Source organism: Pseudoalteromonas sp. 78C3 (genome assembly GCF_002836695.1).
GTDB classification, from domain to species: Bacteria; Pseudomonadota; Gammaproteobacteria; order Enterobacterales; family Alteromonadaceae; genus Pseudoalteromonas; species Pseudoalteromonas arctica.
On sequence record NZ_PJAV01000042.1, the window covers coordinates 1 to 1,020 of the forward strand.

The following is a 1,020-nucleotide window of genomic DNA, read 5'->3' on the forward strand; positions in this document are numbered from 1 at the left end:
TGTAGTGGTCAATAAAATTTGGCCACAGTTTTAGAATCTTGATATCTAACCTCAGATTCATTTGGCGCTAAACCGGCATTATAATGATGCGGCCTAACGTTGTTGTAATATCCGTTGATATAATCACTAACGCTATATTTAGCATCTATAAAATTTCCATATCCAACCTTTGGCATCCATTCCGTTTTAAAGCTTCTAAAAAATCGCTCCATTGGTGCATTATCCCAACAGTTTCCACGCCTACTCATACTTTGTTTGATTTTATAGCGCCATAAACGTTGACGATATTTTAAACTGGTATAGTGACTACCCTGGTCTGAATGAAACATCAGTCCTGTCGGTTTTCCTCTGCTTTCATACGCGAGTTCAAGCGCTTTTAGCGTTAAATTAGTATCTGGCGACAACGACATGGCCCAGCCAACTACTTTACGTGCAAATAAATCAATAATAACGGCTAAATAAGCCCAGCGATTACCTACCCAAATATACGTCACATCACCGCACCACACGGTATCTGGCTCAACAACATCAAATTGTCTATCAAGCAGATTTGGAATTTCAAGGTGCTCATTACCGCCGCGTTTATATGAATGTTGAGGTACTTGGCAGCTTTCAAGCTTTAATTTAACCATTAGCTTAGCAGCACGATAACGACTCAATTCAAAATCATTGTTCGTTGCTATTGCCGCGATTGTCCGCGCCCCAGCTGAGCCGCCGCTCATTGCATGTATTGCTCTAACTTCAGCCTCTAGCCTTATTTGTTCTGGTGTCGGCGTTGTATCCCTTATAGCCCAATATTTATAGCTGCTACGATGCACATTGAATACGTTACACAGCACGCTAATTGGGTAACGCTCTCGTTGATTTAGTTTCTCAATTAACGAGAATTGTTCAGGGAGTCGGACATCAAGAGAGCGGTAGCCTTTTTTAATATATCCTTTTCTAATTCGATGCGTTGGATTTGCTTTTTAAGTTCGCGGATTTCAATTTGTTCGGGCGTCATTGGCGAAGCCGATGGTG

Annotated in this window: 1 pseudogene; it reads right to left on the bottom strand. The window is 41.4% G+C overall.

The features are described 5' to 3' along the window. Window positions 1-8 precede the first annotated feature (8 nt). A pseudogene (locus CXF76_RS00715) lies at window positions 9-1,020 on the bottom strand (IS3 family transposase); the annotation flags it as partial.